Here is a 25,981-nt window from a genome sequence, read left to right as displayed (position 1 = left end):
GTACGCCATGCAAGCGAGTCGACGGCCACAGCGGCTAGCCGTGCAGCTTCCTGTAGGCGGCAGCGGCTGCGGGGTGCAGCGGCAGCCCGGCCGTGTTGATGAGGGATTCCGGGCTCAGGAACTGAACCCCGAGACTGGACCGCGGGACGAGCTCCTGGGCATGGTCCACCAGCAGTTCGACCGTCCTCTTCACGGTGCGGTCATCCAGGTCGTTCCGGCACAGGAGCAGGTTGGCCACGCCCACGGTCCACACCGCCGGAGTGCCCTCATAACCGCCCTCGGGGAGCAGCACGCGGTCGTAAAAGATGCCGTACCGTGTCCGCATCGCCGGGATCAATGCAGAGAGGTCGAGGAACCCGAGCCCGGTTTCTTTGTTGGCGGCAGAAATGGCCGCAGTAGGCACCCCTCCTGACCAGAACAATGCGTCCACTAATCCGGACTGGAGTGCCTTTAGCCCGTCGTTCAGCCCGAGATTCATGACGGTGACCGTCTTCCCACGGGTCGGGCCGCCGATCGAGCCGCCGCCGGCGCCGCCGGCAGAGCCGCCAGCGGCGTGGCCGGCGGGGGAGGACTTAAGCCCGGCAGCCTCGATGAGGCGGGGAGTAATCAGCGACGTCCCTGAGCCGGGCTGGCCGACGGCGACAGTCCTCCCGGCAAGCTGGGTGAAGTTCCGGATGCCGCTGTTCTTCCGGACCACGCAGTGGACGTAGTTTTCGTAGACCTTTCCGAGGGCAGCAATTCCGACGCTTGAAGGACCCTTGGCTGCCAGCTGCTGCGCCGCTGCGTCTGCGAGTGCGACGGCGAAGGTCGCCGTGCCGGTCAGAAGGCTTTCCAGGTTGTCCAGGCTGCCCCCGGTGGTCAGTGCCACGGCACGGTCCGCCACCCCGTGACGCTGAAGGGAATCTGCGAGCAGCGTCGAAAACTCCAGGTAGAAGCCTCCCGGCTCACCCCCCGCCACCGTGACAGTGGCGGGACGGTTCTCCGAAATGCACGCGTTCAGCGCCGGCAACAGTACTCCTGCCAAGCCCGCGGCCAGTCCGGCTTTGAGGGCCGTCCTTCGCGGCGGAAGCCCTCCGGGGGCGATTTGGTCAGCCATGCGGATACCCTTGGCCGTGTTGGGTCGCCGGGAGGGGAAATTCGAGGCGGGCGATCAGGCCGTGGGGTGAATTTTCGGCCAGCAGCAGGCGGCCGCCGTTGGCTCCCGCAAGCTTGTCGACGATGGTCATGCCCAGGCCGTTGCCGCGAACCTCCCGGTTCCGTGGCGACCTCCAGAACCTGGTGGTCGCAGCGGCCCTTTCGTCCTCCGAAAGTCCTGGACCGTCGTCGGAAACCTCGATCATCACCGCTCCTGGGAGCTTGCGGAGGGCAACGGAAATGCAGGCGCCGGGGGCGTATTTGACCGCGTTGTTCAGGAGTTCCCCCACCATCTGGGCGAGTTCGGCGGCGTTGCAGGCCAACGACACCGGGCGATCCGGTGGTTCCTCAAGCAGGATTGACGCTCCGGCGCGCCGGGCGGCCGGTTCTGCCCGTTCTGATTCCTCCTGCAGAACCGGGTAGGGGTCGATGAAATCCTTGGTTCCGCCGGAAGCTCGGCCACGTGCGGAGTCCTCGAAGGCCCGATGCTCAGCGGCCGCCAGCTTCAGTACCCCGTCCAGGATCTCCTCCACCCGCTCGAGTTCTGCCAGTACCCCCGCCGCGGCAGTATGTTCCCGGGCCGTCCGCAGTTCCAGCTGCAGCAGATCGATCCTCAGCCGCAGGGCGCCCACGGGATTGCGCAACTGGTGGGACGTGTCCGCTATCAGTTGGCGTTGTGAATCGATGCTTTCACTGACGGTTTGCGCCATCGCGGTGAAGGAACGGCTCAACTGCCTCAGCTCCGGCGGGCCGTCCTCGGGAAGGTGACTGGTCCGGCCCGTCGTTTCGAGCTCAGTCACGGCCGCATTGAGGCGATGAACAGGACGCAGCACCCAGCGGGTCACGCGCGCCGCGCCGAGGAGGAGCACCGCCCCGAGGGCGGACGCCGCAAGTCCGACGACGAGCCACCGCTCCCGCAGTTTCTGCCGGGCCGCGTCCAGGTTCACTTCGAGGACGGCCTCGCCAAGGACCTGGCTGGCACTGCCAAAGGACCGGGAGATCACCTCGGAGCCGTTGCCGAACGGCTGCAGAGGGGCGAGCGTAGTGTCGCTGAGGTTCAGGTTCGCCCTCGCCACCGCGTCCCGGACATCTGTCCTGTCTTCGCGGAGGCCGCCGGAGCGCAGGGTACGCTCCTGGAGACGGATCAGAACTCCTTCTTCGTAAAGCTCGGAGTACCTGTCCATTTCTCGCTGGAGTTGGGTGGAATCGCCGTCCAGCGCGGCGTCATAAGCCACCTGCGCGAACCGGTTGAGCGCTGCCACGCGGTTGATCTGGAGCTCCTGGGTGAGCTCCCGGCTGGCGGATGTCAGGATGGCGTTGGAGGCGAGGATGACCATGAGCACGGCCAGCAGGCTGAGGACGCCCAGGACGCGCAGTTTCACTCCGGACCGGCCTCAACCCGGTAGCCGACGCCGCGGACGTTGATGATAAAGCCGGGTAGTTGCAGCTTTGCTCTGAGCCCCGTCAGGTGAACGTCGAGTGATCGAGAGGATGCGAGGAACGCATCACCCCACAAGGCGTCCAGGATCTGCTCCCTGGTGACCACTGAACCTGCATTGCGGGCCAGCAGCGCGAGCAGGTCGAACTCGGTGGCGGTTAAAGGGAGCACGCGGGACGCCAGCGCCGCCACTCGCCGGTCGACGTCGATCTCGAGATCCCCCAGCACAATGTTCTGCTGCCTGTGGCCACCGCTCCGGCCCGTCCGCCGGGTAACCGCCTCGATGCGGGCCAGCAATTCGACGAGCTTGACCGGCTTGACGAGGTAGTCGTCGGCTCCGGACCGCAGTCCCAGCACCACACTCCGCTCATCGTCCCGTGCCGTGAGGATCAGAATGGGGCACGGGGTGACCTGGCGAAGCTTCCGCAGCACTTCCAGGCCGTCCATATCCGGAAGCCCCAGGTCCAGCAGGATCACTTCGGACTTCCTGTGGGCCAGGAGGGCATCGGCGCCGCGGGACACCCTGGTTGCCTTATGGCCCGCGGAGACCACGGCCGCCTCAAGAGCACCCGCCATGGCGTCGTCGTCCTCGACGATGAGCACTTCCATGGCCTGGTTCCTTTATCGCTGGTTTCGGGGCGCACATCCGTCTGCCCGCTTTGGAGACTACCCCTTCTTCCGCTTTTTTGCCTTGCGCCCTGATGCGCTCGAAAGCTGGCGAACGGACGGTGCGGCACCGAAGGTGGGGGTGATCCGGGGAGGGAAAGAGCGGGGCGGGAAACCTAAGGAAGTGTTAGGAAATGCCCCTCCACGTAGGTTGTGCGCTGCATCACCCATAGTTTGGATGGGTCCTCTGCCGTTCACGGGGACTGTCCACGTTGAGGAGGAACCATGAGCAAGGTTGCCATGGACAGCAAGCATGTACGTCAGGAACTGCCGCCGGTTGCGGCATCGTCAAGGAGGGTTCAGCGATGAGCACCCAACAAGCCGTGACCCAGAATGAGGCGGCCGAGACCCGCCGGGCCGTAAGCAACATCCTTAAGGGCTCTGCCGGCAACCTCGTGGAGTGGTACGACCTCTACGTCTACACAGTCTTCGCAGCCTACTTCCAGTCCCACTTCTTCAGCTCCAAGGACGAGCTTCAGGCCGGCCTCGAGGCGATGGCGGTCTTCTCGACGTCGTTCCTGATGCGGCCGATCGGCAGCTGGTTCTTCGGCCGCTACGCCGACCGCAACGGCCGCAAGGCCGCCCTGACGCTGAGCGTCACCATGATGTCGGCGGGCTCCTTCGCCATCGCGATCCTGCCCACCACGCAGCAGATCGGCGTCTGGGCGCTGCTTCTGCTCATCCTCGTGCGCCTTGTCCAGGGCTTCTCCGTGGGCGGCGAGTACGGCACCAGCGCCACCTACATGTCCGAGGCCGCCACCTCCAAGCGCCGCGGGTTCTTCTCCAGCTTCCAGTACGTCACCCTGATCGGCGGGCAGATGCTGGCCCTGCTGGTGCTCGTGATCCTGCAGAACACCCTGGGCAAGGACGTCCTCACCGAGTGGGGCTGGCGCATCCCGTTCGCCATCGGCGGTGTCGCCGCCCTCGTGGTCCTGTGGCTGCGGCGCTCCATGGAAGAGACGGTCTCCGAGGAGCAGGTCCGGGCAGCGAAGGCACCCGTGGCCGGCGAAGCCCGCCCCGGCACCATGAAGCTGCTGTTCACGCAGCACTGGAAGCCGCTGCTGATTTGCATCGGCGTGACTCTCGGCGGCACCGTCGCCTTCTACACCTACACCAACTTCATCCTGAAGTTCATGAACGATACTTCGGGCATCGCCAAGACCGACACCTCCGTCATCAACTTCTGGGCACTGCTCATCTTCATGCTCCTGCAGCCCGTCTACGGCATGATCTCCGACAAGGTTGGCCGCAAGCCGCTGCTGCTGTGGTTCGGCATCGGCGGGGTGCTGCTGACGTGGCCACTGCTTTCCACACTGGCCGGCACCAAGGATCCGTTCACCGCGTTCCTGCTCATGATGGGCGGCCTGCTGATCGTTGGCGGCTACACCTCCATCAACGCACTCGTGAAGGCCGAGCTGTTCCCGGCGTCGATCCGCGCTTTGGGCGTCGGGCTTGGCTACGCCATTGCCAACTCGCTGTTTGGCGGCACGGTTCCGCTGATCGGCGCAGCCCTGCAGAAGGCCGGCCAGGTGGACCTCTTCTTCACCTACGTCACCGTGGCGATCAGCCTCTCCCTGCTGGTCTACATCTTCGCGCTGAAGAACAAGAAGACCACGCACCTGGACCGCGAGCAGGGCGACGCCTGGTCGCCGGCAGCTGTTGCCGCTGACGACGCCACGGATGCAGGCCGCAGAGACGACGACAAGGATCTCATCGACGCATCGCGGCGCTAGATCCGCGCCGTTTCGACGGTTCCGCGCACACTCGGCGCCCGGGCACGCGTCGAGGCGGCAGGGAACCATCGAAATGGATGCGTACGACGGCGGGTGGCCGGCTACTGGACTTCGGGTCCCGGAGCCGGCGGCCCGCCGTCGTCGTTAACCCAGGCGCCCTACCCGATACTCCTGACGCCGCGGGTGAGAGAATGAGTGCGGTTCCGGCGGCGAGTCCGGCCGGACCGGTCCAGTGCTAATACAGCCGGGTTGCCGCCGGTGGTTCCAGGGAACCGGGCGCCCGAGCGAACCACTATGAATGGAACACCGATGACCTCCGCCAAGACTTTCCCTGCTTCTGCTGGGCCGAAATTTGCTTCCATCGGCTCGCCCTACTTTGGCATCATGCTCGCGGTCATGGCCGTAGTGCTGATCCTCTCCAACATCGGGGCATCGAAAGGCGTGGCACTCGGCCCGATCGTCACGGACGGCGGGTTCTTCCTGTTCCCGCTGGCCTACATCCTGGGTGATGTCATCAGCGAGGTGTATGGCTTCAAGGTGGCCCGCAAGGCAATCATCACAACGTTTGCGCTGTCCGTGTTCGCCTCGGCCTGCTACTGGATCATCATTGCACTGCCCGGTTTCGACGACGAGTTTGGCGCTTCCAAGCAGGCCGCGCTGGAGGGTGCGCTCGGCCCGGTGCCGCAGATCGTGCTTGCCTCGCTGGTGGCGTTCCTCGCTGGTCAGACCATCAACTCCTGGATCCTCGTGAAGATGAAGGCCCGCTCCGGCGAGAAGTCGCTGTGGGTGCGCATCATGAGTTCCTCGGTCGCCGGGGAATTTGTGGACACGCTGATCTTCTGCAGCATAGCGGCTTCCGTGATCGGCATCACCGACTTCGCCATGTTCGCGAACTACGTGGTGGTCGGATTCCTCTACAAAACCCTCGTCGAGTTCCTGTTCGTGCCGGTGACGGCCCTCGTCATCGGCTGGATCAAGAGGCGCGAGCCGAGCTACGGAGCCGCGGCGGCTTAGGTCCGCTGAGCGCCTCTCTGCGCCGAAACCGCCGGAAAGGTGCGGGCACGCCGGAACGTTTCGGCGTTTCCGCAGGATTCCGACGATTTCGGCGACCGGCGGGGTAGCTCAGACGGCGGACCGGCCAGCCAAAGCCTGGTGCACGCGGTACTTGAAGCGTGCCTCGTTAAACAGATCCTTCCACGTGATCCGAAGGAACTTCCAGCCCTCCTCCGTTAGGGCGTTCTCCCGCTGACGCTCCTCGAACAGGACGTCGGGCGTGGGCTTGTAGTCGAAGTACTTGAGCTTGCCGTCGAACTCCAAAGCCACCTTCTCCTTCTTCCAGGCGAAGTCCAGACGGTGCCGGCCAATCGCACTCGTAACCTCAACCTGCGGCGTGGGCGGCCGGATCCCAAGCCGGCGGATCAGCTCCCGGGTAAGAGTTTCGCCGGGTGACTCCGAACGGGGGTCCGCGTTCTCGAGCGCGCGGCGGAACGTTCGGACACCGCGCCTGCCGTCCAGTGAATCCGCCATTTCCTGCAGCAGCGAGCGGTCCGCACCGAGCCGGAGTGCATGGTCCATAACGATCAGCGACTGCCGGTATGTCAGCATCATGGCGCAATCGGCTGCGGTCCGTTCAAGGGAGGTCACCCGGAGTCCGTTCAGCATGACGATCTCGTGGTCGGAGAACGGTCGGGTATGGCACCTCACGTCCCTGCCGTGGCGCTCGCTCGACGGGTTCACACGCTGCAGAAGGTGGATCAGGTCGTCCACTTTCCAGAGATAGAGACAGTGGAGGCGCGCCGCGGAGGTGTGGCTGTACGCGAACTGGCCGGTCGACGTCGTGCGTGTTCCGTGCGCGTGCGCATAAATGAGCTGCCGGCTGCGGACGCCCGCGGATTGGGCGTCCCACACGCTGGCGCGGAGATAGCAGCCGTAGCGCAGCCGGACCAGGGATCCTGAATCCAGCAGGGATCTGATGGACCGCGAGCCATAGCCAAGATCGGTTAGCTCGTCGGTGCGCCAGAGGTTGCCCGTCGGCGGGAGCTCAGGGGAGTTGTGTGAAGGCATGGCACCAGCTTCGAGGGCCGCGCCGGCACAGGCGAGATGCCACCGTCGTTATGTGGAAAACGCGAAACCGCCGGAAAGCTGCGGGGCCGCCGTAGCGTTCCGGCGGCCCGGGACGTTTCCGGCGAGTTCGACGACGACGGCCCGTGGCACGCAGCCCTAGCTGTAGTACCGGCCCAGGGTTTCGGCCTTGAAGTCGAAGAAGGAACCGTCCTCGATGGCAAGCCGGGCATCGTCCACCATCTTCACCACGAAGCGCTCGTTGTGGATGGAGATGAGCGTGGCCGAGAGCATCTCCCTGGCCTTGAACAGGTGGTGGATGTAGGCGCGGGAGTAGTTCCGGCAGGCGTAGCAGTCGCAGCCCTCCTGCAGCGGACCGAAGTCGCGCTTGTACTTGGCCCCGGAGAGGTTGTACCGTCCGGTCGGGGTGTAGAACGCCGAGTTGCGGGCCACGCGGGTGGGGGAGACGCAGTCGAAGGTGTCGGCGCCGTTTTCGATGGCTGTGAAGATGTCGTCGGGCTCGGAGATCCCCAGCAGGTGCCGCGGCTTGTTCTCGGGCAGTTCCTCGTTGCACCAGCGCACGATTGTGCCAAGGTTCTCCTTCTCGAGGGCGCCGCCGATCCCGTAGCCGTCGAAGGCCATGGCACCGAGGTCCCGGCAGGCCTTGCGGCGCAGGTCCTCGTACTGGGCACCCTGGATCACGCCAAACAGGGCCTGGTACGGCTTGCCCGCCCGGGAAGCGGTCAGCCGGAAATGCTCCTCAAGGCAGCGCAGCGCCCACAGCCGCGTCCGTTCCAGCGACTCCACCTGGTACCCGCGGGAGTTCTGGAGCGTGGTGAGCTCGTCGAAGGCAAACATGATGTCCGCGCCGATCTGGTGCTGGACCTGCATTGAGATCTCTGGCGAGAAGCGGTGGCGGTCCCCGTTGAGGTGGCTCTTGAACCACACGCCGTCATCGTCCACGTGGGCGAGCCGCTCCTTACCGGCGGCGACAGCGTCATCCGGGCCGGACTGGTCCACGCTCTTCATGTCGATGACCTTCTTGAACCCCGAGCCCAGGCTCATCACCTGGAATCCGCCGGAATCGGTAAAGGTGGGACCCGGCCAGTTCATGAAGGTACCCAGCCCGCCCGCCTCGTCCAGGACGTCCGGTCCCGGCTGCAGGTACAAGTGGTAGGCATTGGCCAGCAGCGCCTGGGCGCCGAGCTCGGCCATGGACTCCGGAAGCACGGACTTCACCGTGGCCTTGGTTCCGACGGCGATGAAGGCAGGCGTCTGGATCTCGCCATGGGGTGTGGTGATGGTGCCTGTCCGCCCCAGGAACTCGCCGCCGTTGTCGTACATCTGTTCAGACGTGGGGCGGCATGTTTCAGTGAGGCGCTTGCCCACGCGGAAGGAAAACTCCGACTGTCGGGCGGGCGGCACCGCTTCAGGAAGGGAAGGCACGTCAGAATTGGCTGGCACGGTTCAAGTGTGCCAGTTGCGGGCCCATGGTCTCAGTGGATCGGTTCCGATGTGGGATAGTTCTCAGCGCGCCAGTCGTCCCAGAGGGTGCGGATGGTTTCCAGGGCGTGGGCCCCAAGTTCGTAGGTCGAGATGATCACCATGGACCCGCCGTCGGGCCTGGCGTCCGGGATGACGGGCTGGTCTGCCACGATCAGCAGGCCGTCGCCGTGCTCGGCGTAGCTGTGCACGGTCAGCCCCACCTGGTGGTTGGACTTGTACCAGACCCTGCCGGCAATCTCCTCGCCTGTGCCCAGGGTCAGCGAATACTCCTCGCCGGGCGCCGGGACATCCTTGAGCCCGAGTTTCTCAATAGCCGAACCGCCTGAGCCGGGAACCGAGAAGAATATGGTGCGCCGCTTTGCATGGGGGTGGCGCTCCAAGGCAAACCGCAGCTGCTGGAGGAAGGTGAGCCACCCCTGGGTGATGTCCTCGTCCCAGGCCGCCCACTCTGAGTTGTGGTCCAGGGCTGCGCGCGTCACGCTGACTTCAGTCCCTGTGGGCACCGGTTTGAGCGTGAACTCGTCGCCGCCGTCGACGGTCAGGGCCGTGTGGTCCGGGTTCTCAACCACGGTGCTGTTGAAGTAGATCTCTTTGATTTCCGAGGCCAGGTCGTCAGCCTGCCAGCCGTGCCATTCGGCGACTTTTGCGGGTTCACGAAGCATCGTCCAAACCTGCGGTGCATCAGAGTTGATCACAACGCTCAGATTGTTCGTCATTGCCCGAATGTACAACTTCGGCAGGGCCGGGGCTAGAGCAAAACGGGATTACGCCGAAGCAGGATCGCCTAGGCCCGGACCGACTCCAGTTCGTTGGCGATGCGCCGCTCCAGCTCACCGGCGCTGATGGTCTGGGACCCGCCGTGGGCACGCAGGAACAGCAGCGACTCCAGGCGCAGCAGCCGCCACTCCCGTTCGGCCTCGTGGTTCGAGTTGTCGATCGACCGGAAGATCTCTTTGTCGTACAGGTTGGGTTCGTTCAGCGACCGCTGGCGCACCCGCGCCTGCATGCGGGCCTTGAAGGGATCGGTTTCCTGGTTGTCGGGAGCGCGGAGCAGCTTCTCGTAAACGGCGGCGCGTTCCTTCTGGCCGGTCTGGCGGCAGATGTACGTCGACAACGCGAGCGACGCCTCCACGGACGACCACCTGCCGGGATTGCCGTCGAAGGGCAGCACGTTCAGCAGGTCCGCGACGGCAAGCGCACCGTCGGCGTCCTTGAGCATGATGAACAGCTCATGGGCGAGATCGCTGAGGTCCTTCAGGCAGCTGCCGGACTTCGTGTTGATGCCCTTCACCAGCTTGTCCGCCAGCAGCAGCACACCGACAGAGTCCGGATGCGCCTCGGCGACGGCCTCAACCACGGATTCGGGGGTTCCGCCCGGCTGCGGAATGAGGGCCAGGTCTTCGGCGCTGGGGCCGATGACCGCCGGCGTGGTGGCCGGCAGGGGAGGTACGACGACGGCGGGAGGCGCCGGGGGCAGCGCCGCCCCCGCGTCCTGGTTCCCGACAACCTGAAGCGGGGTACCGGCGTCGGGCTTCTTGGCTGTGTCGGCAGTGCGGGTGGCAGTGGCGTTGCCGGCGGTGCCCGTCGCAGCGCCCTTGGCGGCGCCATCCGTGGCGGCAGGGGTGTTGACGCTCGCCTGCCGGGCACTGTCCTCTTGAGCGCTGTCCCGTCCGGCGCTGTCCTGTTCTGCACTGTCCCGCTCTGTGTCCGCCTTCGCGGCGGGCCCGGCAGCTTCGGGAGCAGCTCCGGCAGGATCCGTAACCCGGACCGACGAGCCTGCCGCGATGCGCAGCATGCCGCCTCCAGTCAGCGTCGCCAGGACGAGGGCGGGCACGCCAAAGTCGTCGTTTTCAACGTCCACTGAGTGGATTTCGGCTGACCGCAGGCCGTCCGGCAGGAGAAGATGGTCGCCCGTCTGCAGAGACCCAGCCTGCTGTTCGCGGTAGGTCTGGGCAGCTGGAAGGTGGTTCATCGGGAGTCCTTAAGTTCTCTTGCGGTCCGCCCAACAGTCTACAAAGGAGCAGGTGCGAAGTCGGGGAGGCGCGGACTTCCGGGTGCTGTCAGCCGCCGACTCCGGCGTAGGCCAGGGCCTGGCGAACGAGTGCTCCGCGGCCGCCGCTGAACTCCAGCTGCACGTCTTCGCTCAGCACTTCCTGCGGCGTCATCCAAGTGAGTTCCAGGGCGTCCTGGCGGGGATCGCACTCGCCAGTGACCGGGATGACGTAGGCCAGCGACACGGCGTGCTGGCGGTCATCGGTGAAGCCCGTGTGGGACGGGGCGGGGAAGTATTCCGCCACGGTGAACGGGACGGGGCTGATGGGCAGCTGCGGGAACGCGAGCGGGCCCAGATCCTTCTCCATGTGGCGCAGGAGCGCGGCACGGATGGTTTCGCGGTAGAGCACGCGACCGGACACGAGCGAGCGGACCATGGTGCCGTCGGCGTCGGCCTGCAGGAGCGTGCCCACCTCGTTCACAAAGCCCAGCGGATCGAGCCGGACCGGAACGGCCTCGACGTAGACCATGGGGAGCCGCCCGCGGGCCTCGAAGAGGTCCTCGTCGGAGAGCCAGCCGGGATTGGGGTCGGGGGTGCGCACGTTCATGGTTAAGTTCTACCGCATCAGCACCTGCTACGAGCCGAGAAGGCATGCCGGGACGCGGGTTCTCAGCTGATAGCGGATACGTAGGTGCTGGACACGGGGAGGTCACCCGCCCAAGGGCGCCCGCTTTGAGATCCAGATGGTGGGCGGAATGTGAAGACCACCGGGCTGGTTGCCGCCGGCGGCGCCTGGCTTTGCCGCCGTGTCGGGGTTGGCCACGTGCAGGGAGCGGCTGAAGGCTTCTTCGGTCACGGTGACTTTGTGCCCCGCGGAGGTAAGGCGCTGGCCCAAGGCGTCCAGGTCGCCGTCGTACTCGAAACCAAAGCCGGACCGCGCAGGGCCGGAACCGGGGCGGACCATCAGCACGCCGCCGTTCTTGGCAGTGAAGTCCGCGGTCTCGTCAGCATCCGGGACCGGACGGAACCTGGCCCCGATGCTGCTGAGCGTTGCTGTGGCGGCAGCGGTGTCCTCCGTGAACCACACGCCGACGACGGCCAGCCCCGTGTCTGCGTCGGCGCACTGCGCCCAGTGGGTCGCCTTGTCCGCCATGAAGCTGAAGCCGTCCTCGCCCGTGATCCTGCAGGAGTCGCCGATGTCCGCGGGGGTGAGCTCGGCCGGGGTGTTTCCCGTCTCGGACGCTGCGAGGTTGGTGCGGCGGGCGAATTCCTCCACGTCACCCACCTCCACGGCGAGGGACGTGGTGCCGTCGTTCTCGGCATCGGCGGGCGTGTGCTGCAGCGCGATCCGGCCGGAAGCGGCGTCGAACTCGCGCCAGGTGCCGTCTTCGAGCGTCTTGACCATGCCCAAGTCGGTGAGGAGCTGCTCCCACTCTTCGATCCGGGACGTGAAGTGAACGGGGCGGACACGCAACATGATTTCTCCTCGGGCTCGAACGGCATGCAGAATCGGCGCAGTCATGGCCATGATGCCACGACTTGCATCGTGCGGCACCGGGGGCAGAATAGGCGCATGGCCGTTGAACTCGAAGAGCTCTTAGTCAAGGACGCTGCCGAGTGGCGCGCGTGGCTGGAACAGAACCACGCCAGCAGTCCGGGGGTGTGGCTGGTGCTCCACAAAAAGGGCGGCAGCGTCACCGAACTGGATTATGAAACGGCGCTGAACGAGGCGCTGTGCTTTGGCTGGATCGACGGCCAGGGCAGGCGGCGTGACGACGAAAGCTCCTTCCAGAGAATGACCCGGCGCGGTCCAAAAAGCGTGTGGTCGGCACGGAACGTGGACCGCATCGGCCGCCTTGAGGCTGCCGGCCGGATGACAGAAGCAGGGCAGGCAGCGGTTGCTGCTGCGAAGGCGGACGGCCGCTGGGAAGCAGCCTATGTGGGCCAGTCGGCCGCCGAAGTTCCGGAGGACCTCGCCGCCGCAATTGCAGCGGATCCCGCCGCCCAGGCCATGTTTGACGTGCTGAGTTCAGTCAACCGGTACGCCCTGATCTACCGCACCAACTCGGTGAAGCAGGCCTCTACCCGTGCCCGCAAAATCGCCGGCTTCGTGGAGATGCTGGCCCGCGGCGAGACGCCTTACCCGCAGAAGAAGCGGCCTGCCGGGCAGACAGCCAACCCTTAAGCTTCCAAGCGTCGGCAGGCCCGCAAACGTGGTCGCGGTAAAATTGAATCCTGCCCGTGCAGCGCCGGCAGTGGCCCTTGGCCCGCCGGCGCTTCATCATTTTCCGAGGATCGGCGGACATGCAACGGTATTCCCTTCGAAAACTTGGTCCCCGCGCGAGCTGGATCGCGGTGGCCGCTTCCCTGGCTGTCCTGCTCGCCGTGGCCGCGGCAATCGGGGTGGGCAGCGGACCCCGGGAACCCGAGAACGGAATCCAACAGGAACAGAGCTTTAGCCGCCCGGAGGGGTCATCACAGTTCCGCCCGGCCTACCACCTCACGCCGGAGAAGGAATGGATGAACGATCCCCAGCGGCCGTTCCTGCTGGACGGGGTCTGGCACTACTACTACCTCTACAACGCCGACCATCCGGAGGGGAACGGCACCGAGTGGTTCCACGTCACCAGCACCGACCTGGTGCACTGGAAAAACCAGGGCGTGGCCATTGAAAAATTCAAGAACGGCCTGGGTGACATCGAAACGGGCAGCGCGGTTGTGGATACCGAAAACACGGCGGGCTTTGGCAAGGACACCGTCATCGCCGTGCTGACCCAGCAGGACAAAGGCGTGCAGCGGCAGTCCCTGTTCTACTCCACGGACAAAGGCCACAGCTTTAAGTCCTATGACGGCAACCCGGTCATGGACAACCCCGGCGCCGAGCACTGGCGGGATCCGAAAATCATGCGCGATGCAGCTAACGGGCAGTGGGTCATGGCCCTGGCGGAGGGCGAAAAAATCGGCTTCTACACCTCGCATGACCTCAAGGAATGGCGGTACGCCTCCGCCTTTGAACGCAAGGGGCTGGGGATCCTCGAATGCCCGGATCTGTTCCAGCTGGATGTCGACGGCGATCCCGCCAAACGCACGTGGGTCCTTGCCGCCAGCGCCAACGGCTCCGAGGAAGGCCGGACAACGGGCGTGGCTTACTGGACGGGAAGGTGGGACGGCACCAGGTTCACCCCTGCGGATGAACAGCACCAGTGGCTCGACGCCGGATCGGACTTTTATGCTGCCGTCACCTGGGACGATCCACGGCTGCCCGAAAACGAACGGATGGCATCACGCAAGGCGATCGGCTGGATGAACAACTGGACCTACGCACGGAAGCTTCCTACGTCTGACTGGCAGGGCGGCGCCGATTCCCTGGTGCGGGACATCCGCCTCAAGACGGTCGGGGGCAAGCCCTCCCTCGTGTCTGCCCCGACTGAGGCGCTGTCGGCTCTGGAAGGCACCACCCAGGCCGTCACCGACCGGCGCATCGCCCAGAAGGGGATCGTTCAGGACGGGGCTGTCGAGAACGGGGCGGGGGCACTGCCGGTGCCCGCCAATGGGGCGTACCGGCTGGATGTGGCCTTTGAACGGCGTCCGGATGACGACGGCACCGAGGCTCTCCTGAAGCTCGGCAGCGGCGGCGCGGACTTCGCCACCATCGGGTACAACTTCAAGGACGAAACCGCCTTCGTGTCGAGGGCAGCGGTGGTCCCGGGCGTGGAGCCGCTGGGCCCGGTGTTCACCGACCGGCGCACCGCCTCCAGCCCTCCGCGCGGCGGCCAGGCACAAGGGCGGGGGACGGTGGAGCTTACCATCTTCGTGGACTATTCGTCCGTAGAGGTCTTCGTCAACGGCGGCGAGCAGAGCTTCACGTCACTCGTGTTCCCACGGGACGGCCAGCACACCATCAACGCCGCCACGGCCGGTGGAAGCATGGCGCTGAAATCCTTCACGTACACGCCCATGGCCACCGCCGGTTAGGAGCCCGGCAACCGGAAAGCACTACACGGACGGCCCGTCGCCGTTCATTGGAAACGCCACTGCCTCGCCCACCACGCGCAGGCACAGCTCCGCCCCGGGCTGGGCGATGGAGGCGTTCCAGTGCCGGATCGTGATCACTTCCCCTCCGCCCGGGTAGCGGTGGTCAGGCATGGCGCCGGCGAGCCCTGGCGGCACGGCGAGCTTCAGCCGCACGGTTGTCTCCGGCCCAAAGTAGTCGGTGTCCACCACGACCCCTCGGATCGGGCCATCCTCGGCAATGCGGATCTGCTCGGGCCGCAGCATCAGTTGGACGCGGCCCTGGGCCGGCGGGCGCCTGACCGGGATGCCGCCCAGTGAGCAGGTGGCCAGGGAGCCTTCCAGCCAGGCGTCAAGGATGACGGCGTCGCCCAGGAACTCCGCGGTGGCCCGGTCCGCCGGTCGCGTATAGACGACGAAGGGATTGCCGATCTGCGCCAGCCTGCCGCCGCGCATCACCGCAACCTGGTCGGCGAAGGACAGCGCCTCCGCCTGGTCGTGGGTCACCAGGATGGTGGTCACCCCGGCCTCGTTGAGGACCTTGGCCACGGCACGCCGGGTGGCCACCCGCAGCCCGGCGTCCAGCGCGGAGAACGGCTCATCGAGGAGCATGAGTTCGGGTTCGCGGGCCATGGCGCGGGCGAGTGCCACCCGCTGCTGCTGTCCACCTGACAGCTGGTGCGGCCGACGCTTGGCCATGCCTGGGTCCAGCGACACCATCTCGAGCAGCTCCGCCACCCGCGCCGCCACAGCCCGCCGCCCGCCGTCGAGCTTTGAAGGACTCAGCCCGAAGGCGATGTTCCGGCCCACCGTCAGGTGCGGGAAGAGTGCGCCGTCCTGCGCCACGTAGCCGACGTGGCGCTTGTGCGCAGGTGTCCAGTCGCCGTCCCCGGCCACGGTGCTGCCGTTCAGGGAGATGGTGCCCGTGCCGGGGTGTTCGAACCCCGCGATCAGCCGGAGCAGGGTGGTCTTGCCGGAGCCCGACGGGCCAACGATGGCCGTGGTGCCGCCCTTGGCCACCGAGAGATTAATGCCCTTCAGCACAGAATGGGAGCCGAAGTTCTTGGTGACGTCCTCTATCACCAAATGGCTGTTGGTGCTGGGCGCCACGGTTGGGGAGATCCGGGGTTCGGGAAGCCTGGAAGTGGATTGTCCGTTCACTGTCCCGCTGCTTTCTTGGACTGCTGGAAGAGGAGGTACGTCATGGGCGACGAAATCACGATCATCAGCAGGGCGTAAGGGGCTGCCCCGGCGTAATCGATTTCGCTGCTCTTGTTCCAAAACTCGGTGGCGAGCGTCCGGGTGCCGTTGGGGGAAAGGAGCAGCGTGGCGGTGAGTTCGGTGACGACGGCCAGGAACACGAGGGCGGCACCTCCGGCAGCTGCCGGGGCCGTGAGCCGCAGCGTCACGCGGAAGAAGGACAGCAGCGGCGGCGTTCCCAGCGACTGGGCTGCCTCCTCCAGCTCCTTGGGTGCCTGTGCCAGCCCCGCCCTGAGGTTCACCAGCGCCCGGGGGATGAACAGCAGCATGTAGGCGGCGACCAGCACGCCCGCTGTCTGGTAGAGATCCGGCGCCAGCCGGATGCTGACGGTCACGAAGGCGAGGCCCACCACGATCCCGGGCAGGGAACTGGTGATGTAGTTGGACAGCTCCAGCGTTTTGCTGAACCAGCCGGGATGCCGCACTGCGAGGTAGGCCAAGGGGAACGCCACCGCTGTGGTCACCAGGGCGCCGGCGAATCCATAACCGAGGGTCTGCAGCAGCGCAGGGACGAGCTCGTCCGGCACCCATATTGCCTGGCCTCCGGCCACGATCCACCGCAGCACGAAGACCATGGGGAGGCCGAACGCCAGGGCCGCGAGCGCCAGCAGGAGCAGCTGGGCGGGGACCTGGTAGCCGCGGAGGGGAAGCCGCAGCGCCCTCGCCTGGGCTCCCGGACCGATGCGGGCGTAGCGGGCGGTCCCCCGGGTCCTGACCTCGGCCAGCAGCAGGAGGAGACAGAGGAACACGAGCACGCTGGCGAGCATGTTGCCGGCAGTGCCGTTGAAGGTGGACTGGTACTGCACCATGATCGCCGTGGTGAAGGTGTCGAAGCGGATCATGGCGAAGGCGCCGTATTCGGCCAGCAGGTGCAGCCCGACCAGGAGGGCGCCGCCGGCCATGGCGATCCGCAGCTGCGGCAGGACCACCCGGAAAAATGTCCGCCAGGCATCCAGCCCCAGCGAAGCTGCCGACTGTTCGACGGCGGGATCAAGCCGGCTCAGGGTAGCCGCGGCCGGAATGTACACCAGCGGGAAGTAGGAGAGGGTGGCGATCAGCACGCCGGAGAACAGGCCCTGCAGGGACGGAACGGCGGAAACCCAGGCATAGCTGTTCACGAAGGCCGGAATGGCCAGGGGTGCGGCGAGAATCACGGCCCATACCCTGTGGCCCCGCAGCGTGGTCCGCTCCACCAGCCACGCCCCGCCTACGCCCAGGACCACGCAGAGCGGAACAGTCAGGAGTGTCAGCAGGACCGTGTTGAGCAGCAGTTCCCCCACGCGTTCGCGGAAGATCAGGCCGGCTGCGGTTTCCCAGCCGGTGGCCACTGTCATGTAGATGACGTAGCCCAGCGGAATGAGCGAGAACAGCGCCGTCAGCACGGCCAGGACGGCGACCGCCGAGACGCCGAAAGGCGGGCGGGGGCGCTTGCCCCGGCCCGCCGTCGTCGTGCTTCCGGAAAACTCCGGTGACGATACCCGCGTGGTCACGGAATTACAGGAGCCCCGCCTTGGTCATCAGCTCGGTGACCTTTGCGGAGTTCAGCTTGGCCGGGTCTACCGCCGGAGCCTGCAGTTCCTTGACGGGCACCAGCTTTTCGTGGGCCGGGACGCCCGAAGCAATGGCGTACTCGAAGGAGGTGCCCTTCTGCAGCACTTCCTGGCCCTTCTTGCCGGTGATGAACTTCAGGAATTCCTGCGCTTTGTCCGCGTTCTTGGAGGACTTGAGCACTCCGCCGCCGGAGATGGAAAGGAAGGCGCCGGGATCCTGGTTCTTGAAGTAGTACGGCGCGACGTTCTGGGAGTTCTCGCCGGTCTTGGCCTGGTCGCCGTAATAGTAGTAGTGGTAAATGAGGGCGGCCTCGACCTCACCGGAATTGACGGCCTTCATGGCAGTGCTGTTGCCCTTGTAGGCGGTGAAGTTCTCCTTCATGCCCTTGAGCCAGGCCTCGGCTGCCGCCTCGCCCTTGAGCGCAACCAGGGCTGACACGATGGCCTGGAAGTCTGCGCCGCTGGGCGAGGCGGCCCATTTTCCCTTCCACTCAGGCTTTGCCAGATCCAGCATGGACTTGGGCAGCTTGTCCTCGTTCAGCTTGTTCTTGTCGTACACCAGGACGGTGGAGCGGGCAGCGATGCCGGTCCACTTGCCCGTGGAGGGACGGAACTCCTCCGGAACCTGCGCGATGGTGTCCTTGTTGACGTCCGCGAACAGGCCCGCATTCTCCACCTGCGCCATTGCTGGGGAGTTTTCGGTCAGGAAGACGTCGGCAGGGGAGGCGGCGCCCTCCTGGACGATCTGGTTGGACATCTCGGTGTCGGAGCCCTGGCGGAGGGTGACCTTGATGCCTGTTTCCGCGGTGAACGCGTCTGCCCACTCCCTGGTGAGGCTTTCGTGCTGGGCGTTGTAGACCGTGATCTCGCCGTTGGCGGCTTCTGCTGAGGCGGAACCGGCCGGGGCAGGGGAACTGCCGCAGGCAGCCAGTCCCAGCGCTGCGGTGGCGGCGAGTGCGATGCCGGCCAGCGCGTTCTTGCGGATCTTCATTGAAGGCTTCTTTCTGGAAAAAATCAGGCCGACCTCAGTCCTGACGAACCGGGGATAATGCCGGGTAGTCACGTCCCAAAACTGTAGGTTAGCCATACCTAAGTCAGTACGATTAAGTGACCAGTATCACATCGATTTCGCGAGTACGGCGTGACGTAATTCTGCTGCCGGCTCTGTTCGTTACTGGCCGGGAGTGACCGGTTGCCCGGGCGCCGTCACCGCCGCGGCCGCCTCCAGTACCATCCAGGCCTGGAGCTGCGTGGAGAGTTCGACGGCGGCACCCGGCGGATACGCATCGCTCGCCGCCCACTGCGGATCGTAGGAGAAAACGAGGCGCTCCGCCCCGCCATGCCGGGCGAGGGCTTCGCCGGGTGCCACGGACCTGCGACCGGACCACAGCGCCTCCGCCGTGTCCGTGACCAGCCGTGCCGCCGTACTCCGGGTTGCCCCGGAAAGGCGTCTGTCACGGGCGGCGAGCGCAAGGTAGCGCGTGAGGATTCCGGTGAACAGCCCGCCGTCGCCGGTTCCGTCACAGCGGAGAACGTAGCCGCTGTCCGTGCCTATTCCTGTTCCAGTCACCGTCAGGTGCCCTGCAACTGCATCGACCACCACCGCGGCCCGCTCCAGGTTCCTTGCGCCGCCAAGCGCCAGGAGGGCGCCGAGCACCGGACCCTGGTTGTAGGTGTAGACGGCGTTCTCCAGCCTGGGTTCGCCGCCCGGGCCAATGCGGAGGCCATCCAGGTACAATCCCCGGCCCGCGTCGAAGAGTTTGGCGCCGAGCCAGTCCAGCAGTGCCTGGGCCTTGTCGGGTTTGCCGGTGCGGGCGTAGTACAGCGCCACGGGAGCCGTCGCAGGAGTGTTTTTAAAGTCCCGCTTGGTGCTCCAGAACGTGCCGCCGCCGAGGTCAGCCGTGGAGGCGGAATCAAACTGGAGCGTCAGGCGCCTGCGAATGCGGGCATGCCGGCGGGGAATCGGGCGGCGGTTTTCCTCTGCCAGCTGCTCGAGGCGGAGAGCGGAGAGGGCCAGCCAGGCCATGTCGTCGTAGTAGTTGTTGACGAAGGTGCAGAAATTGCGCAGCCAGATGCCGGTGAGCAGGCGCGAGGCGAGCCTGCCGGCGTTCCGGCTTGCGCCGCCGTCGAATGCGGCCAGCGCCTGGCCGGCCAGCCCGAGTTCGCGGCGGCCGGTGTCCACGAGGCAGTCCAGGTAGTGCGCCTGCCACCAGTAGTGCCACGGGCGGGTGAGGGTCCCGAGCCGCCCGGTGGGCCGGACGGTGGCGGCGAGGTGGGTTCCCGGGAGGAAGAACAGGCGTTGGCCGAACATCCGGGTGACCGAGCGCGCGGCTTCATCGGCGCGGGCGGCCCAGTCCTGAGGGGTAGTTGCCCCGCCGGGGAGCGGCCGGTCCGCGGGGCTCGGTGACGCGTCGGGCTGTTCCATCCTGCCAGCCTAGCGAACCGCTGCGCGTCGCCGGGGAGGTGCACTGCCGGCTGGTTTCAGTTAACATTCACTAACTAAGGACGTGTTGGCTGCCGCATCAAGGAGGATGTATGGACATCAAGGGTTCTGTCGCGCTGATCACGGGCGGGGCGTCCGGACTGGGCGCGGCCACTGCCCGGCGGCTGTTCGACGCCGGCGCGTCAGTGGTGCTCGTGGACCTCGGCTCTTCTGCCGGCGCGGCGTTGGCCTCCGAACTGAATTCCCGGGCAGCCGCCGGCAACAAGGCCGTCTTTGTTCCCGCGGACGTGACCGTCGAGGACCAGGTGCAGGCCGCCGTCGACGCCGCATCCGCGCTGGGTCCGCTGCGGATCGTGGTGAACTGCGCCGGCATCGCCACCCCCGGCAAGGTGCTGGGCCGCGACGGCGTCCTGCCGCTGGAAACCTTCAGCGGCGTCGTCCAGATCAACCTGGTAGGCACCTTCAACGTCGTCCGCCTGGCCGCTGCCGCAATGACCGGCACGGAGCCGGCTTTCACGGAGCTGGGCGGCGAGGAGCGCGGCGTCATCATCAATACCGCCTCCGTTGCCGCCTTTGACGGCCAGATCGGCCAGCCCGCCTACGCGGCCTCGAAGGGCGGCGTTGCGGCCATGACCCTGCCGCTGGCCCGTGAGCTCGCCAGGTCGCTGATCCGGGTGGTGACCATCGCGCCCGGCATCTTCGAAACACCCATGATGGCCGGCCTCCCGCCCGAGGCCCAGGACTCGCTGGGAAAGCAGGTGCCGCATCCGTCCCGCCTCGGAAGGCCCGCCGAGTACGCGAACCTGGTCGCGCACATCGTGGACAATGCCATGCTCAACGGCGAGACCATCCGGCTTGATGGCGCCATCCGGATGGGCCCGAAATGAGGTCCTCCACCGCGATCGAGGCACTGCCCACGGCGGATTTCTACGAGTACGAAACGCTGCTCAGCGAGGCGGAACGGCGCAAGCTCCAGGAACTGCGCGCGTTCCTCGCGACAGAGATCGCGCCCTACGCCGAAGACTGGTGGAACAAGGCCGAATTCCCGGCGCACCTCCTGCCGCAGCTTGCCGCGCTGGAGCTCAGCACCCCCACCCGGCGTGGCTACAGCAACCTCTTCGCCGGGCTGGTGATCGCCGAAATGACCCGGGTGGACACCTCGATCGCGACGTTTTTCCTGGTGCACCACGATCTCTTCGTCGATGCGTTGCACGGCTTCGGGTCCGAGGACCAGCGGAACCGGCTGCTCGCTGACGCCTCCAACCTGCGCACCACGGGCGCCTTCGCGCTGACCGAACCCGGGCACGGCTCCGACGTCGCCGGGGGAATGGAGACCCGTGCGCGCCTGATTGCGGGAGGTGCCGACGACGGCGGCGACTGCTGGGTGCTGAACGGCGCCAAACGCTGGATCGGCAACGGGACGTTCTGCGACTACATGCTTGTATGGGCCCGTGACGAGGCGGACGGTGCAGTGCGCGGATTCATCGTTGACGCGGGCCTTCCCGGAGTGAGCCGCCGGCGGATCGAAAACAAGATCGCGCTGCGGACCGTCCAGAACGCCGACATTTTGTTCGAGGACGTCCGCATCCCGGAGGCCGACCGGTTTGCCGGCATCAGCAGTTTCGAGGACACCAATGAGCTGCTGCGGGGTTCGCGGATCATGGTGGCGTGGCAGGCGGTGGGGCAGCAGCTGGCCGCGTTCGACGTCGCCCGGCAGTACGCCGTCGAACGCGAGCAGTTCGGGCGGCCGCTGGCGAAGTTCCAGCTCATCCAGCAGCAGCTCGTGTCTATGCTGGGCAATGCCGTGGCGAGCATGGGCATGATGGCGCGGATCGCGCAGCTGCAGGACGGCGGTGGGGCGGACATGGCGCAGGTGGCGCTGGCCAAGTCCTACACCTCGGCGCGGATGCGGGAAACGGTGGCCGCGGGCCGGTCCTTACTGGGCGGCAACGGCATTGTCACGGACTACCGGATGGCCAAGATCTTCGCCGACGCCGAGGCCATCTACACCTACGAAGGCTCCTACGAGATCAACAGCCTCATCGTGGGCCGGGCCATCACCGGAGTCTCGGCGATCACGTAACCCTCGTCCCCGCAGGTTCGTAGCGCGAACGGGCACTTAAGCACCCCGCGCGAACGGACAGTTGTGGCCCTGTTCCATCCGGCGGGGCGGGCCGCAAGTGTCCGTTCGCGGGTGGGGCGGGGCCTTAAGTGCCCGTTCGCGCTCAGGGAGTTGGGCGCTTTTCGCCGGCTTCGATCCGGGCGTCCAGGCTGTTGTTCCTTACCGGCATGGGGCAGGTGCCGTAAGGCGTGAACGCACTGGGGTAGTTGATGGCGCGGTTGAAGTCCAGGACCACGGTCGCATTACCGGAGGCATCCACCCGGGGGCGCGTCGTGGACACCTTCCGCCATTCGTCAGTGCTGTCCCCGTTGGTCTCGTCGTGGAACGTGACGGTCAGGGCCCCGAGCTTCTCCTCCTCGGCATGGAGCCGGTACTCGTGGTCCTTCCCGGGCAGCCGGAAGACCAGCTCGCCGACACTGCGGTGCACCCCGTCCACCAGCGGGTTCGCCGTCGCGATCGGCACGTCCACCGGTTCCGGATACGGCTCGAACCGGGCCTCCACCACGAGGTCGGGCCGGTACTCGAATGTGGGCACGCCGTCGAACTCTGTAAACACCGGCGACTGCGAATCCCTGGTGCGGATGGCGTATCTGTCGGCGCGCATGGCCAGTTCCACCACGACCTGAGTGCCGTCCGGGCCGCCGAACTGCACCCACATGAGCGACTCCTCATTGGCGAGCCGCGCCGCAATCGTCCCGTCCACAGGCTCGCCGGTGGATACGAGCGTGAACCCGTCCGACGCGGACGCGGTGAGGGCCGCCGTCGTGCTGTCCGCCGACCACAGGCCGGGGACGAGGTCGACGGCGGAGGGCTGGCTTTCGAGCCACTGGAACGAGGTGAGCGTGAGCCAGCCGTGCTCCGCTGCGAGTGCGGCGTTGCGGTTGGTGCGGAAGCGCTGCCAGCGCTGCAGCTGGGCGTCGGGTGCGGTGCTCAATATTCCTCCAATGCGGGTGCTGCCTGTACAACCGCCAGCTACAACCTCAGGCCGCGGGACTTCATTCCGCCGGCACTTTTGCAGCAATGGAGGCGGCCCTCGGGCGGCCCGTACTGCGGCGGCGCGCCCTGTCCAAGGCCGCGACAGCATCCGGACATATTCCCGGCCCCGGCGGCCTGCGGGTAATATGCCATAGGAACAAGTAACCCGGCTCACAGTATCCAGCGCAGTGTACGAGCAAAGTCCGAACCCTCGAAAGATAGTTTCCATGGCTGACACTGCAATCAATCCTGAAACAGATCTCGCCGCCGAACTCCGCGCCGACGTGCGCCGCGTTTCCACCCTGCTGGGCGAATCGCTGGTCCGCCAGCACGGCCCTGAACTCCTGGATCTTGTGGAGCAGGTGCGCCTCCTCACCAAGGAATCCAAGGAAGCCGCCCGCGGCGGGGCGGACGCCACGGGTCCGTGGAGCGCGCACGACGTCGTTGCCCAGGTCCGCGAGCTTCTCGCCTCCCTGCCGCTTGAGCAGGCGACGGATCTGGTCCGCGCCTTCGCCTTTTACTTCCACCTCGCCAACGCCGCCGAGCAGGTCCACCGGGTGCGCGGCCTGCGCACGCGGCAGGAGAAGGACGGCTGGCTGGCCAAGGCCGTGGAGGACATCGCCGGGCAGGCCGGCCCCGCGGTGCTGCAGGAAGTGGTGAACGAACTGGACGTGCGCCCGGTCTTCACGGCCCACCCCACCGAGGCCTCGCGGCGTTCGGTGCTGGACAAGATCCGCAAGCTGTCGGACGTGCTGGCCCAGCCCACCGCGGAGGGCACCACCGCCCGCCGCCGGCAGGACCGCCAGCTGTCCGAGATGATCGACCAGATGTGGCAGACGGATGAGCTGCGCCAGGTACGTCCCACCCCGGTGGATGAGGCCCGGAACGCCATCTATTACCTCAACAGCATCCTTACCGACGCACTGCCGGAGATGCTCACGGACCTGTCCGCGCTCCTGGAAGAGCACGGCGTCACGCTCCCGGCACAGAGCGCGCCGATCAAGTTCGGTTCGTGGATCGGCGGTGACCGGGACGGCAACCCGAACGTCACCGCGGCCGTGACACACGAAATCCTCCAGCTGCAGAACCAGAACGCGGTGCGGATCAGCATCGCCATGATCGACGAGCTGATCTCGGTCCTGTCCAATTCCACCGCGCTCGCCGGCGCGGACCAGGCTCTGCTCGACTCAATCGAGACCGACCTTGCCAAGCTCCCGGGCCTGGACAAGCGGATCCTTGAACTCAACGCGCAGGAGCCCTACCGGCTCAAGCTCACGTGCATCAAGGCCAAGCTCATGAACACGGCCAAGCGTGTTGGTGCGGGCTCAGCCCACCAGCCGGGCCGCGACTACACCTCCACCGAGGAGCTGATTTCCGAACTCGAGCTGCTGGAGCTCTCGCTGCGCAACCACTCGGCATCCCTCGCTGCCGACGGTGCCCTGGCCCGCGTCCGGCGCGCGATCGCCTCCTTCGGCCTGCACCTGGCGACCCTGGACATCCGCGAACACGCGGACCACCACCATGATGCGGTCGGCCAGCTCATGGACCGCCTCGGCGGGCCCGGCATCCGGTACGCGGAACTGACCCGTGAACAGCGCCTTGAGGTACTGAGCGCCGAACTGGCCTCCCGCCGTCCGCTGTCCGGCCACCCGATTAAGCTCGACGGCGTCTCTGACGGCACGTACGACGTCTTCCGTGAGATCCGGCGCGCCCTGCGCACCTACGGTCCGGAGGTCATCGAGACCTACATCATCTCCATGACACGGGGCGCCGACGACGTCCTCGCCGCTGCCGTCCTGGCCCGTGAGGCCGGCCTGGTCAGCCTTTTCGGGGACGCCCCGTACGCCAAGATCGGCTTCGCGCCGCTGCTGGAAACGGTGGAGGAGCTGCGTGCCTCCGCCGAGATCGTGGACCAGCTGCTGTCTGACTCCTCCTACCGGGAGCTGGTCCGGCTGCGCGGCGACATCCAGGAAGTCATGCTCGGCTACTCGGACTCCAACAAAGAATCCGGCGTCATGACCAGCCAGTGGGAGATCCACAAGACCCAGCGGAAGCTGCGCGACGTCGCCGCCAAGCACGGTGTCCGGGTCCGCCTCTTCCACGGCCGCGGCGGTTCCGTCGGCCGCGGCGGCGGACCCACCTACGACGCCATCATGGCCCAGCCCAACGGCGTCCTGGAAGGCGAAATCAAGTTCACCGAACAGGGTGAGGTTATCTCCGACAAGTACTCCCTGCCGGAGCTGGCCCGGGAGAACCTGGAGCTGTCGCTCGCGGCCGTCATGCAGGGTTCCGCGCTGCACCGCACGCCGCGCACCTCCGATGACCAGCGCGAGCGCTTCGGCCATGTCATGGAAATCATCTCGGACGCTGCCTTCGCCCGCTACCGCAGCCTCATCGACGACCCCGACCTGCCCGCCTACTTCATGGCCTCCACTCCCGTGGAGCAGCTGGGGTCGCTGAACATCGGCTCCCGGCCGTCCAAGCGTCCGGACTCCGGCGCCGGGCTGGGAGGCCTGCGCGCCATCCCGTGGGTGTTCGGCTGGACTCAGTCACGGCAGATTGTGCCCGGCTGGTTTGGCGTGGGCTCCGGCCTGAGGGCCGCCCGTGAGGCCGGCAACTCCTCCCAGCTCGTGGAGATGATGGACGGCTGGCACTTTTTCCGTTCCGTCCTTTCCAACGTCGAGATGACCCTGGCGAAAACGGACCTGGACATCGCGGGCTACTACGTGGACACCTTGGTTCCCAAGGAGCTGCACCACCTCTTCCGCGCCATCCGCGAGGAGTATGAGCTCACCGTTGCCGAGATCCAGAACCTCACCGGCGAAAACGTGCTCCTGGATGCCCAGCCCACGCTGAAGCGCTCCCTGGAGATCCGCGACCAGTACCTTGACCCCATCAGCTACCTCCAGGTGGAGCTGCTGCGCCGTGTGCGCACGGAGGCCGCGGAAGGCAAGACCGTTTCCGGTGGCGAGATCGACGAACGCCTGCAGCGCGCCATGCTGATCACAGTCAACGGAGTCGCCGCAGGTCTCCGCAACACGGGCTAACCCCGGACGCTTCCTCACCTTTTGCGGGAGATTTTCGGACGC

The 25,981-nt window shown here is 66.3% G+C and carries 21 protein-coding genes; 7 read left to right on the top strand and 14 right to left on the bottom strand.

Annotated features, from left to right (window positions below; genetic code table 11):
- Positions 1–34 precede the first annotated feature (34 nt).
- From ACIP9X_RS00605 to ACIP9X_RS00595, 3 genes are read right to left on the bottom strand one after another with little or no spacing between them, the layout of a single operon-like run.
- A complete protein-coding gene (locus tag ACIP9X_RS00605) occupies positions 35–1,096 on the bottom strand; it encodes a TAXI family TRAP transporter solute-binding subunit (RefSeq protein WP_400477781.1) in 1,062 nt (353 codons plus the stop codon).
- The gene (locus ACIP9X_RS00600) at positions 1,089–2,516 is read right to left on the bottom strand and encodes an ATP-binding protein (protein ID WP_400477780.1); all 1,428 of its coding nucleotides are present in this window, start codon (positions 2,514–2,516) and stop codon (positions 1,089–1,091) included. Before ACIP9X_RS00600 ends, ACIP9X_RS00605 begins: the two co-directional genes overlap by 8 nt.
- On the bottom strand, positions 2,513–3,181 hold the full coding sequence (locus ACIP9X_RS00595) for a response regulator transcription factor (RefSeq protein ID WP_400477779.1): 669 nt from the start codon (positions 3,179–3,181) through the stop codon (positions 2,513–2,515). The genes ACIP9X_RS00600 and ACIP9X_RS00595 overlap by 4 nt, the downstream gene beginning before the upstream one ends.
- A gap of 362 nt (positions 3,182–3,543) precedes the next feature.
- On the opposite strand from ACIP9X_RS00595, the gene ACIP9X_RS00590 reads away from it, so the two are divergent.
- Together ACIP9X_RS00590 and ACIP9X_RS00585 are read left to right on the top strand one after the other, a co-directional pair.
- The gene (locus tag ACIP9X_RS00590; RefSeq protein ID WP_400477778.1) at positions 3,544–4,971 is read left to right on the top strand and encodes an MFS transporter; all 1,428 of its coding nucleotides are present in this window, start codon (positions 3,544–3,546) and stop codon (positions 4,969–4,971) included.
- A 309-nt stretch (positions 4,972–5,280) separates the two neighbouring features.
- Positions 5,281–5,985 carry a queuosine precursor transporter gene (locus ACIP9X_RS00585; RefSeq protein WP_400477777.1) on the top strand — a complete coding sequence of 235 codons (705 nt, stop codon included), beginning with the start codon at positions 5,281–5,283 and terminating at the stop codon, positions 5,983–5,985.
- Between the two features lie 108 nt (positions 5,986–6,093).
- Here the strand turns inward: ACIP9X_RS00585 and ACIP9X_RS00580 are convergent, their stop codons facing one another.
- The 6 genes from ACIP9X_RS00580 to ACIP9X_RS00555 all read right to left on the bottom strand — a co-directional run bounded on the left by ACIP9X_RS00580 (position 6,094) and on the right by ACIP9X_RS00555 (position 12,008).
- A complete protein-coding gene (locus ACIP9X_RS00580) occupies positions 6,094–7,035 on the bottom strand; it encodes a hypothetical protein (RefSeq protein WP_400477776.1) in 942 nt (313 codons plus the stop codon).
- A gap of 156 nt (positions 7,036–7,191) precedes the next feature.
- Positions 7,192–8,496 (bottom strand): tRNA guanosine(34) transglycosylase Tgt, encoded by a 1,305-nt coding sequence (gene tgt, locus ACIP9X_RS00575; RefSeq protein WP_400477775.1) that lies wholly within the window; start codon positions 8,494–8,496, stop codon positions 7,192–7,194.
- 32 nt (positions 8,497–8,528) lie between these two features.
- The gene (locus tag ACIP9X_RS00570; protein WP_400477774.1) at positions 8,529–9,254 is read right to left on the bottom strand and encodes an SRPBCC domain-containing protein; all 726 of its coding nucleotides are present in this window, start codon (positions 9,252–9,254) and stop codon (positions 8,529–8,531) included.
- Positions 9,255–9,322: 68 nt separating this feature from the next.
- Positions 9,323–10,510 (bottom strand): DUF6707 family protein, encoded by a 1,188-nt coding sequence (locus ACIP9X_RS00565; RefSeq protein WP_400477773.1) that lies wholly within the window; start codon positions 10,508–10,510, stop codon positions 9,323–9,325.
- A gap of 88 nt (positions 10,511–10,598) precedes the next feature.
- Complete coding sequence (locus ACIP9X_RS00560; protein WP_400477772.1) at positions 10,599–11,138, bottom strand: NUDIX hydrolase family protein; 540 nt, start codon at positions 11,136–11,138, stop codon at positions 10,599–10,601.
- A gap of 102 nt (positions 11,139–11,240) precedes the next feature.
- Entirely contained in the window at positions 11,241–12,008 is a 768-nt protein-coding gene (locus ACIP9X_RS00555; RefSeq protein ID WP_400477771.1) for a VOC family protein, read from the bottom strand.
- 96 nt (positions 12,009–12,104) lie between these two features.
- Between ACIP9X_RS00555 and ACIP9X_RS00550 the strand changes: the two genes are divergently transcribed.
- Both ACIP9X_RS00550 and ACIP9X_RS00545 read left to right on the top strand, forming a co-directional pair.
- Positions 12,105–12,716 carry a YdeI family protein gene (locus ACIP9X_RS00550; RefSeq protein WP_400477770.1) on the top strand — a complete coding sequence of 204 codons (612 nt, stop codon included), beginning with the start codon at positions 12,105–12,107 and terminating at the stop codon, positions 12,714–12,716.
- Between the two features lie 119 nt (positions 12,717–12,835).
- A complete protein-coding gene (locus ACIP9X_RS00545) occupies positions 12,836–14,506 on the top strand; it encodes a glycoside hydrolase family 32 protein (RefSeq protein WP_400477769.1) in 1,671 nt (556 codons plus the stop codon).
- Positions 14,507–14,527: 21 nt separating this feature from the next.
- Here ACIP9X_RS00545 and ACIP9X_RS00540 read toward each other — a convergent pair whose 3' ends face one another.
- The 4 genes from ACIP9X_RS00540 to ACIP9X_RS00525 form a co-directional block, all read right to left on the bottom strand.
- The gene (locus ACIP9X_RS00540; protein ID WP_400477768.1) at positions 14,528–15,703 is read right to left on the bottom strand and encodes an ABC transporter ATP-binding protein; all 1,176 of its coding nucleotides are present in this window, start codon (positions 15,701–15,703) and stop codon (positions 14,528–14,530) included.
- Positions 15,700–17,292 carry an ABC transporter permease gene (locus ACIP9X_RS00535; RefSeq protein ID WP_400477767.1) on the bottom strand — a complete coding sequence of 531 codons (1,593 nt, stop codon included), beginning with the start codon at positions 17,290–17,292 and terminating at the stop codon, positions 15,700–15,702. The genes ACIP9X_RS00540 and ACIP9X_RS00535 overlap by 4 nt, the downstream gene beginning before the upstream one ends.
- Positions 17,293–17,296: 4 nt before the next feature.
- Positions 17,297–18,343 carry an iron ABC transporter substrate-binding protein gene (locus tag ACIP9X_RS00530; protein WP_400477766.1) on the bottom strand — a complete coding sequence of 349 codons (1,047 nt, stop codon included), beginning with the start codon at positions 18,341–18,343 and terminating at the stop codon, positions 17,297–17,299.
- Positions 18,344–18,523: 180 nt separating this feature from the next.
- Complete coding sequence (locus ACIP9X_RS00525) at positions 18,524–19,777, bottom strand: glycoside hydrolase family 76 protein (protein ID WP_400477765.1); 1,254 nt, start codon at positions 19,775–19,777, stop codon at positions 18,524–18,526.
- 110 nt (positions 19,778–19,887) lie between these two features.
- Here ACIP9X_RS00525 and ACIP9X_RS00520 point away from each other — a divergent pair, with 110 nt between their 5' ends.
- The gene (locus tag ACIP9X_RS00520) at positions 19,888–20,682 is read left to right on the top strand and encodes an SDR family NAD(P)-dependent oxidoreductase (protein ID WP_400477764.1); all 795 of its coding nucleotides are present in this window, start codon (positions 19,888–19,890) and stop codon (positions 20,680–20,682) included.
- Complete coding sequence (locus tag ACIP9X_RS00515; RefSeq protein ID WP_400477763.1) at positions 20,679–21,878, top strand: acyl-CoA dehydrogenase family protein; 1,200 nt, start codon at positions 20,679–20,681, stop codon at positions 21,876–21,878. The genes ACIP9X_RS00520 and ACIP9X_RS00515 overlap by 4 nt, the downstream gene beginning before the upstream one ends.
- A gap of 142 nt (positions 21,879–22,020) precedes the next feature.
- On the opposite strand, the gene ACIP9X_RS00510 is transcribed toward ACIP9X_RS00515, so the two are convergent.
- On the bottom strand, positions 22,021–22,851 hold the full coding sequence (locus ACIP9X_RS00510; RefSeq protein WP_400477762.1) for a DUF1684 domain-containing protein: 831 nt from the start codon (positions 22,849–22,851) through the stop codon (positions 22,021–22,023).
- A 268-nt stretch (positions 22,852–23,119) separates the two neighbouring features.
- On the opposite strand from ACIP9X_RS00510, the gene ppc reads away from it, so the two are divergent.
- Positions 23,120–25,939 carry a phosphoenolpyruvate carboxylase gene (ppc, locus tag ACIP9X_RS00505; RefSeq protein WP_400477761.1) on the top strand — a complete coding sequence of 940 codons (2,820 nt, stop codon included), beginning with the start codon at positions 23,120–23,122 and terminating at the stop codon, positions 25,937–25,939.
- Positions 25,940–25,981 lie beyond the last annotated feature (42 nt).

The sequence above is a fragment of the Arthrobacter sp. NPDC093125 genome, assembly GCF_044754225.1.
In the GTDB taxonomy this organism is placed as follows: domain Bacteria; phylum Actinomycetota; class Actinomycetes; order Actinomycetales; family Micrococcaceae; genus Arthrobacter.
The sequence above is the reverse complement of the archived record's forward strand: the minus strand, read 5'-3'. Positions and strand labels throughout refer to the sequence as shown.